This is a genomic window from Pirellulales bacterium (assembly GCA_035533075.1).
Classification (GTDB): domain Bacteria; phylum Planctomycetota; class Planctomycetia; order Pirellulales; family JAICIG01; genus DASSFG01.
Genome location: DATLUO010000294.1, coordinates 1 through 9,487 on the forward strand (window position 1 = coordinate 1; position 9,487 = coordinate 9,487).

The 9,487-nt window shown below is 63.5% G+C and carries 6 protein-coding genes; 3 read left to right on the top strand and 3 right to left on the bottom strand.

What is annotated here, in order from left to right; all coding sequences use genetic code 11:
• Together VNH11_36145 and VNH11_36150 are read right to left on the bottom strand one after the other, a co-directional pair.
• On the bottom strand, window positions 1-782 hold a 782-nt coding region (locus VNH11_36145), incomplete at its 3' end, for a hypothetical protein (GenBank protein HVA51830.1).
• Window positions 783-785: 3 nt separating this feature from the next.
• Window positions 786-4,892 carry a glycosyltransferase gene (locus tag VNH11_36150; GenBank protein ID HVA51831.1) on the bottom strand — a complete coding sequence of 1,369 codons (4,107 nt, stop codon included), beginning with the start codon at window positions 4,890-4,892 and terminating at the stop codon, window positions 786-788.
• A 243-nt stretch (window positions 4,893-5,135) separates the two neighbouring features.
• Between VNH11_36150 and VNH11_36155 the strand changes: the two genes are divergently transcribed.
• Window positions 5,136-5,315 (top strand): hypothetical protein, encoded by a 180-nt coding sequence (locus VNH11_36155; protein ID HVA51832.1) that lies wholly within the window; start codon window positions 5,136-5,138, stop codon window positions 5,313-5,315.
• A 43-nt stretch (window positions 5,316-5,358) separates the two neighbouring features.
• Entirely contained in the window at window positions 5,359-5,985 is a 627-nt protein-coding gene (locus VNH11_36160; protein HVA51833.1) for a sigma-70 family RNA polymerase sigma factor, read from the top strand.
• Between the two features lie 68 nt (window positions 5,986-6,053).
• Here VNH11_36160 and VNH11_36165 read toward each other — a convergent pair whose 3' ends face one another.
• Window positions 6,054-6,317: a hypothetical protein gene (locus VNH11_36165; protein ID HVA51834.1), complete on the bottom strand. Its 264-nt coding sequence runs from the start codon at window positions 6,315-6,317 to the stop codon at window positions 6,054-6,056.
• Between the two features lie 181 nt (window positions 6,318-6,498).
• Here VNH11_36165 and VNH11_36170 point away from each other — a divergent pair, with 181 nt between their 5' ends.
• Window positions 6,499-9,177 carry a methyltransferase domain-containing protein gene (locus tag VNH11_36170; protein HVA51835.1) on the top strand — a complete coding sequence of 893 codons (2,679 nt, stop codon included), beginning with the start codon at window positions 6,499-6,501 and terminating at the stop codon, window positions 9,175-9,177.
• The last annotated feature ends 310 nt before the right edge of the window (window positions 9,178-9,487 follow it).

Below are 9,487 nucleotides of genomic sequence, written 5' to 3' on the forward strand. Positions count from 1 at the left end.
GGGCTTTCGTAAATCGAGGGCTGGGGAAACAGTTCGTCGAGGTGCCGCCGCAGGTCGGCGGTGAAGCCGGACTCGTCGAAGCTCAAAAACTTCTTGCCGGCGCAATGGGCGCGGATGGTGGCCAGGTCGGCCGGGGCGTAAAATCCCGCCCGCGATTGCTCTTGGCCGAGCAGCACCACGCCGCCGGGGCCCCGCTTCAGCGCCAGGTTGAGGATGGTGGTCAAGGCCAGCGGGCCGTAAAGACGGTCTTCGGTGATGAAATCGCGAAAGGCGCAGAACGCCTCCAGCACGCGGGCCTTGGTCAAATAAGCGGGCACGTGCGTCTCGAAGTTGTACGTCGGCAGCTCGAACCGCGCCAGCAGATCGGCCGTTCGCCACAGCGATTCGCGCCACAACGATTGGGCCGCGCCGTTTCGCACGGCGCGTCGGTCCGCCAGGTTTTCCAGAGCGCGGTCTTTGCGCATCTCGCCCTCGCCCACGGCATCGAGCAGGATGTAGTCGTCGGCAAACAGCAGGAACTCGGCGGCCAGCTCCGGGATGAGCGAGCCGAGGAACACCTGCAAGAAGAGGTTTGTCACGGGCAGGCGGTAGCCGCCGATCGCGGCGGTGTAGTGCTGCGGCACATGTTCGACGATCGCCCGGTTTTCGGCCAGGAACTGCGGCCGATCACCGAAGATCCACACTTTGCGAATCCACGGCAGGTGTCGCGCGACGCTGCGGAGCGAGTATCGCAGCTCGAGCTCCTCGTCGCTGTTTCGGCGGTAGATGTAAAGGATGTCCATGGGTTAGGCGGCCAGGGCCGCGAGTTGACGTTGGGCCTCGGCCACCAGCCGCGGCTCGGGCGCGAGGCGGATACATTGTTCGAAGGCGGCGCCGGCCTCGCGCGGGTTGCCGGCACTCGACAGCGCATAGCCCAGCGAAAGCTGCGTCACGGCGGAGTCGGGCCGCTCGCGCAGCGACATGCGGAAGGCCTCGGCCGCCTCCTGAAAACGGCCGGCACGCAACAGCGTCGTCCCCAGATTCTGGTGCGCCGCCGCGTTCTCCGGCTGGCGGCGCACCATTTCACGCAACGCCTCTTCCAGCTCCCGCGGCTCGCCGCGATAGAACAAGTGCCGGCAGAGGTCGTCGAGCGGCGCCGCGTCGTCCGGGCATTCGCGCCTGGCTTGCCGGAGCGTCGCCAAGGCGGCCTCGACCTGGCCCGTCGCCTCCGCGATCCGCGCGGCGAGCGTCAAACCCGTTGCCCGCAGACGGGGGTCGGACGCGAAAACGCGCTCGACGCTTTGCTCGGCGTCGCGCAGCTTTCCTTGCAACAGCAGGTTTTCGACCAGCCATCGCCAGCCATCGCGATAGGTGGGCACTTCTTCGACGATCCGCCGCCATTGCTCCTCGGCTTTGCCGAGCGCGCCCATATCGGTATAAACGGCGGCCAGATTTTGGCGGGCCTTGAAGCCCACGATGCCGCGGTCGATGCTGCCGAAGTGCAAGCTGTCGTCGTTGGCCAGCGCCGCCAGGTAACTCGCCTCCGCAGTCCGCAACTGCCCGTCTTCATGCGAAAGCATGCCATTGCGGAAAAGCAGCTCGGGGTCTTTTGGGAACAACCTGAGACCCTCGGCGCAGGCTTGCCGTGCTTCGGCGCGTTGGCCCAGCCCGCAATGGCTGACGACCAGCAGGGCGTAGACTTTGCGGACATGCGATTCGTGCGGCTGGGCCAGCGCCAGGCTGCGGCGCAGGGCTTTGATGGCCTTCAGGTGTTTGCCGGCGTCGGAATAAGTCATGCCCAGATTGAAATGCACGAACGTGTGATTGGGCCGTTCGCGGCGGTCGAGCCGCAAGAGCTTGATGTCTCGCTTGAGCTTGCGTATTCGGCCGTCCGGCGAACGGTCGGCCCCGGCATGCACGACGAAAATGTCGGCGAAGACCATCTCGCCCTGGGCCCGGTTGATGGCTCCCAGCACCTGCTCGTGAATGCGGCCCTCGAACCGCAAATCGGGCCGGTTGCGGAAGAGTTTGAGCTGGTCGACGACCGTCACGTCGTGCAAATCGTCTTTGCCCGGACAATGGACTTGCATGACATAGCCCAGCACGCCCGGAGATTTTGGATTTTCGATTTTGGATTTTGGATTGAGGTCGGGGGTCTTGGGGCTTTGGTCTTGGGTCTTGGTTGTGTCGCCTTGCGCCTGCAATTGGCAATTTGCAATTCGCAATTCGCAATTTGCAATTTCCCCCCGCCGAACGAGTCCCGCTACCAATGCGCGCAGCTTGCGGCCGTTTTCGGCGTCGATCACGTCGTCGGAGTCCATCCAGAAGATCCACTCGCCACGGGCATACTTGAGCGATTCATTGCGCGCGATCGCGAAGCTGTCGGGCCAGGGGAAGTGATAGACCTGAGCGCCGAGTTCGCGGCAGATGTCGGGCGTGGCGTCGGTCGAGCCGGTATCGACCACGATCATCTCATCGACCCAGGGCCTGATGCTCTCCAGCGCCGCGCGGATCGTGCGCTCGTTGTCGCGGACGATCATACAGAGGGAAAGAGGGATGAGAGAGGAGGGATGAGGGACGGAGGATGGCCTTCCTAGGCCGTCGCGTTGTTCTTGTGACGGGCTGGGAAGCCCATCCTCCGCTCGCCATTTCTCGTCGTACAGCCGTTTGTTGTGCTCCAGCACCGCATTCAGATCGACTCCGGCGGCGTCGAAGGTGCGATGGCCGAAGTGATGAATGAATGCCTCGCGGGCCACGGCCAGCCGCCAGCCGGCCTGCCGCGCACGGCGGCAATAGTCGTCGTCTTCGTAGTTGCCGATGCCGAACCGCTCGTCGAACAAGCCCACCTCGTCGATCACCTCGCGGCGGATCAGCAGGCAGAAGCCGATCAGACGGTCGACCTCCTGGACCTGCCCGGCGTGCGCTTTGGCGTGTTCCCAAGCGAAGCCGTCGAGACAGGCCAGGTTGCTGTAGGTGACGGGGATCTCCTGATAGCCGCTGGCGGAGTTCGTGAGCGGACCGACAAGACCGAGCGATTTTGGATTTTGGATTTTCGATTTTGGATTAAGGCCGGAGGTCTTGGGTCTTAGGTCTTGGGTCTTGGCTGCGTCGCCGTTTACCTCGTGCGTTGCTTCAAATTGCCAATTTGCAATTTGCAATTTGCAATTTGCAATTTCCCCTGTCCCCTGAACCCCGGACCCCGAACCCTCCAACGCTTCCAACATCCGCCGCAGCCAACCGGTCGTGACGATCACGTCGTTGTTCAACAGCAAAACTTGCTTGCCCGTGCTGGCCAGGATGCCTTGGTTGGCCGCCGCCGGAAAGCCGCGATTGTCGGCGTTCTCGATCAGCGTTACATCCGGACATGACCGCAAACAGTCGACCGTGCCGTCGGTCGAGCCGTTATCGACCACAATCAACTCGTAGGGCTCGTCGGTGACAAAGCGAATGCTCTCCAGGCAAGCGCGCGTGCAGGACACTTGGTTATGCGTGACAACCACGATCGAGGTCAGGCCGTAATCGCGCGGATCGTCGCGCAGGGCCTCAAAGTCGAATCGGTCGGTGCGCATATCCGCGGCCTCGTCGGCGGAGAAGCCCGACGCGAACAGCGGCGCGGCGTTGCGGGAGTCCCGGCGCGCCGGGATTCCCAGACTGTCACGGGCGTAGCCGGATTCGTGAGAATTCGGGGCGTTCGCGTCGCTGGCCGGAACTCTCACGAGTCCCGCTACCGCATCGGCACCGCGCCCGCTGGAGTCCCGGCGCGCTGGGATTCCCAGGCCGTCGCCATTACTTGACGGGCTAGGAAGCCCATCCTCCTGCTTCGGTTTTATTGCGACGTGAAAGCCGGCGCGGTAGAAGAGCTTTTCCAGCTCGCGGCGGGTGAAGTACCGCAGCCGCCCAGGGTCGCCGTTCTGCCAACGCCCTTCCAGCAGGCCGCGAATCACCGACTCCCGCCGCACATTGGCGACCGAACCCGTCAGTCGCTGATTGCCTTCGAGCGATGGCCGCAGCGCCCGCAAAAACGCGAGAGGGTCGCGCTCGCGTTCCAGTGCATCGCCGATACTGTTGGCTGCGCACTGGCCACTGCAGCGCGGCGCAGCGCTGTTGCCGCCCTCTTCCAATTTCAAATTTGCAATTTGCAATTCGCAATTTGCAATTTCCCCTGTTCCCTGTGCCCTGTCCCCTGTTCCCTTCCTCATAAACAGCGGCTTCCATCCCGCCGCGATCTCGGCCTCGACAATCCGCCGCCGCTCCGACAGATGCTCCACGCGCAGCGAAGCGGCCACTTCGTCGATGCCCAGCTCCAACCCGCGGGTCGAGCCCCAGCGGCTCTGGTCTTTGGCCGGATGGGCCGGGCAAAACGACCGGATGCCCGCCAGCCGCCAGGCACGCGCGGCCAACTCGATGTCTTCGCCGTTCGTGCCCACAACCGGCGGTCCTGAAAAGAGATGCTTCACCCACTCCGTGCGCAAGAACCAGGCCTGGACCGCCAGATCGACTTCGACCGTTTCTTCTCCCGGCCGCTGCCAACCATGCATGGTGCGCTTGGCGTAGCCGGCTTCGTGCAGCTCCACGCCGGCCGTGCCCAGAATGCCCGGCGAACGGGCAAAAGTGTCGAGGCAATTGGCGAACCAGTTTTTGCCGGGGATGCTGTCGTCGTCGAAGAGGGCCACGAATTCAGTCGGCGCCAAAAGCGCTAAAGCGAAGCGGCCGTGGAAGAAAGCGTTTTCGCTCGACGTCACGACGCGATCCAGTTTCGCGCCGGCCAGCAGCACTTTCATCTTGTCGCTGGGGTCATTGGCCCAGGCCCAAATCGCCGCGGCCGGCACGCTTTGCGCGAGAATTGCCGCCACTAAAGGCGCGATGTTTTGCGGCCGGCGATAGGCCGTGATGATAGCGGTGATCGTTGACATGGTTGGCACTCGCAAGGGCCTGTCGTGTTCGCAATCGCCCTCCACAACTATGTAGCAATCGAGGCCGTCAGTTTTGCCAAACATTCTGAAAAAATTGTCGGCCGCTTTAGTTCTCGCTGGACAGGGCGAACAATTGCGGCTGGTTGGCGGTGGAAAACGTCCGCTGGCGCAGAATCGGAAAGCGACACCACGACCCTCACCCCCCTCAGCCCGGCGCGCTCCCGGCGGGATAGGGAGATTGCTGTGGCGAAGTTGCACGCACTTGTCGTTCTGGGGACGCGGCCGGAAGCGATCAAGCTTGCACCCAGCAGGATACTTGACGGCGACGCGAAGTTGCGCGATGCTGTTAGGAATCTGTACGGCGATGGCCGCGCCGCGCAGCGCGTGGCCGACGCCGTGCGGCGGCGGTTCTCGCCGGCTTGAATTGTTCGTGTGCGGGGGGGCGGTGGATGCAGGAGGCGGGGCCATGTCTATGAAGCGGCAGCCCGACGAGAATCCTGAGTCGCCGGATGCCTTGCAGGCGCTCTTTGAGCAGATCGTAACCGGAGGTCCGCGCACATGCGAAGAATGGGCGGCCGTTTTGAAGACCGTGCTCAGCGATCGCTGGCTGCAGGCCGAGGTGCGGCGGCGAGCCGAGTTGTTGGTGCAGTCGCACAAGCTGCACGACGACATTGCCCAAGACATCGCGCAACAGGTGTTCGCTTACTTGGCAGAGAAAGGGGCGTCGGATCCGACATTGCACTTCAAGCCCGCTCTTCTGCAAAGCGGCTTCGTGGCCTGGATCGGCATAATCCTCAACCACGCTGCCAGCGAAGCAGCGCGGCTGATCGGCGAATATCGCCCTCGGCACGCCGAGCTGCGCGATGTAAACACCGTTGAGGATTCGCAGCCCTGCATCACGTGCAAGATTGACATCCTGGCGGCCATCGAGCGGCTCAAAGGCCGCCAGAAGCTGGTGATGTTGTTGTTCTTCGCGGGCCTCGACCGCGACGAAATCGCGGCGCAGCTTGGACTGACCTACAAGCAGGTGCGCTACGCGATCGAGCGAGCAATGGAGAAGATGCGGCGATGGCTGGCGGCCTACCGCGAGTAGACGGCTTCCTGAGAAGTGGGCTGCGCATAGGGCGAATTCTCACGAATTCCGCTACGCGGCGGCGTAACTTAGCCCTTCCGGCCTTTGCGCTCCGAAGCCAGCAATTCTTGGTGGGCCCCGTGCCAGGATGCGAAGAGCAACACCAACCGCGCGGCAATCTCGGCCGAAGGCTTGGGAAGCTCGCCGCGCACGAACTTTTGCAAGAACTGGCGATCGACCTGCGGGGCCATACGATCGTCGAGAAACGGCGGCTCAGGGATGCCGAGCATTTCCCACGGGCCGGGATCTGATTGATGGCCGCCCTTGTCGTCGGATGCGGACGGTTCTGTCACGTCGGTGGTCTGCTTTCGGGACTCGCCCGTCTTGACCCAGGCAAAAATTCTCCCCTGTCGCCCTAAATCATCACGCCGGCGCGGTTCTTGTCAAGCGGCGTGCTGGGCCGCGGAAAATTTCTGCGGAATTTTGGGCAAAGAACGCCGCGCCGATCGCTACATGTTTAGGGAGGACCGTGCCATGCACACAACCGATAGAATCGACGGCTGCGCCGGAACGTCCATCCGCAAGGTGGCTCTGGTGCTCGACCGCCAGACGCGGCCCGAAACGACGGGGTTTTATTGCCGGCGGGCGTTGGAAACGCTGGCGGACGTGCAGTTCTTTCACCCCTCGAAGCTGGCCGAGGTGCCGCGGAGCGGCTTCGATCTTTACCTCAATATCGACGACGGCATGCGCTATCTCTGGCCCGCCGACCTGCGGCCGGCCGCCTGGTGGGCCATCGATACGCACATCGACTTTGAGTGGTGTCTCGAGAAAGCGAAGGGGTTCGACCTGGTTTTTGCCGCGCAGCGCGACGGGGCCGCGCTGTTGCGGCGGGAGGGCGTCGCCTCGGCGCGCTGGCTGCCGCTGGCCTGCGATGCGGAGATTCACGGGTTGCTGTCGGAGGATGGCCTTCCCAGGCCGTCCAGAGAATTTGGTGACGGCCTGGGAAGGCCATCCTCCGGGGAAGGCCGTGCGCGCTGCCACGACCCGCACCCCAGCCCAGAAGCGGAGCGCCACAGAGGGCGTTCCCTACAGACGGAGGGTGAGGGGCAGAAGCTCTTCGACATTTGCTTCGTCGGCAATTTGGTTCCGGGTCCGCGCGTCGATCTCGTGCGGCTGATCCAGCAGCACTTCAAGAGCGTTTTCGTAGGCCAGAAATACTTTGAGGAGATGGCCGGGATCTATTCGGCCTCCCGGACCGTCTTCAACCGCAGCGTGGCCAACGACGTCAACATGCGCGTGTTCGAGGCGCTGGCGAGCGGGTCGCTGCTCATCACCAACGACCTGAGCGAGAACGGCCAGGCCGAACTGTTTCGCGACGGCGTTCACTTGGCGACGTGTCGCGACGGCGGCGAGTTGCTCGACAAGCTGCGCTATTACCTGCGGCGTGGGGATGTTCGCGAGAAGATCGCCGCGGCGGGCAGAGAGGAAGCGCTGGCCAAGCACACCTATCGGCAGCGGATGGAAGAGATTCTGCGCTGTGCGGGAAATTGCAAATTGCAAATCGCGAATTGCAAATTGGCGATCGAGAGCAGCGAACAACGAATCCAAAATGCGGTGCCCTTGTACTACGATTTCGCACGGCCGGAGGTGTTGGAGCTGATTCCGGCCACGGCAAAGCGGGTGCTGGAGATCGGTTGCGGGGCGGGGCGGCTGGGCGAAGCGCTGAAGCAGCGGCAGCCGTGCGAAGTCGTCGGCGTGGAACTGAATGAGGCGGCCGCGCGAAAGGCCGGCGAGCGGCTTGATCGCGTGTTCGCCGGCAACGTCGAACGGCTGCATCTTGACTTCGAGAACGCCGTCCCGCTCGCGGAGCAAGCGGGCTACGAAGGCGGCCGATTCGATTGCCTGGTGTGCGCCGACGTGCTGGAGCATCTGGCCGATCCGGCGGCTTTTCTCCGCCGAGCACGCGCATGGCTCGCCGATGACGCGGCCATCGTCGCCAGCCTTCCCAACGCGCGTCATCACAGCGTCGTCGGTGCGCTCATCGAGGGCAACTGGACCTACGAACCGGCGGGCTTGCTCGACAATACTCACTTGCACTTTTTCACGCGCCGCGACGTGGAAGAGCTGTTCGCCGGCGCGGGCTATCAAGTCGACAAGGTCCAATACCTGCCGGGGCCGGGTTATGACGAGTGGCAGCGGCAGGAAGACAAGACGCGGGTGCAAGTGGGGCGGGTCGTGGCGGCCGGTTTGCCGCGCGAGGAGGCGGAGGAGTTTTTTGTGTATCAGTTTCTGGTGGCGGCGAGGCCCTATAGGGAGCGGACTCCGTGCCGTTCCGCCAGCGTAGCGGAACTCGTGAGAGTTCCGGCAGGGAGCAACGCCAAGACGACGTCGAGTTGCGGCGCTGACCGCCCTCACCCCGGCCCTCTCCCAGAGGGAGAGGGAGCAAATTTTCCAAGATGCTTGCTGCTGATGGTCACGTATAACCGCCTGGAATACACGCGGCTGGCGCTGGAGGCCGCGCTCAAGCTCGATTATCCCAAGCTGCGGGTGGTCGTCTGGGACAACGCCTCGACCGACGGCACCGTCGATTACTTGCACGAGCGGCTGGCGGACGTGCCGTGGGCAACGCTCATCGCCTCGCCCGTGAACCGCGGCGTGGTCTTTCCGATGAACGAGGTCTGGTCTTCGGATGCCGAGGCCGGGCTGTTGGCCAAGATCGACAACGACACGCTCGTGCCGCGGGAGCTGCTGCGCAGGTTGGCCGAATGCCATCGTGCCAGCCCGCGGTTCGGCGTGCTGTCGGGCTTTCACTTCCGGCAGGAGGGCGAGGCGCTGGCCGACGAGCACCGCATCAAGTCGTTCGACGGCGTGCGCGTGCTGCCGCAGCCCTATGTGGGCGGCTGCGCCGTGATGATCCGGCGGGAAGTTTTTGACAGGGTTGGACCGATCGGTTGCCTGAGCGAAAGCCAGCAGAAGCCCTTTATGGATTCCGGCTGGACGGTCTATCAACAGCGATTGACGGAGATGGGCTTCGTCAACGGCTATCCCTGGCCGCCGGTCCACGTCGATCACATGGAAGACACGCGCTCGGCCCATTGCGTCCGGTCGGAGGAGCACCAACGTTACAAGCGCGAGCAGCGCGGCATGGAGCTGGAGGAGTTCACGCGCGAGCTGTGCGTCTGGCGGCCGAACTGGGAGGGAGAGCGGACGTAATGCGGAACTTTTCGGCCGCGACCGGCGTCTAATTGTAGTGGTCCGTTGGCCCGTCGTCCGTCGTCCGCGGTTGCCGGTGACGCCTAAGAATTGAGCAGTGGCCTAACGCGACCGCCGAATGCCGCTCGGCCGCGCACGGCTGACGCAAATTTGCGTCAGCCGATGAAATACGAGGTTTTTGCCTGTCGACCGACCTGACAGAGGGTTTTTTGGCGGCTGCTCAAATGATGTGCATAGTGGTCATCTGGCTGCCTGTTCTTTGAGCACTTCTTTTGTCCGTGCGGCGAAGCAGCCCGCCGGCGTTCGGCGA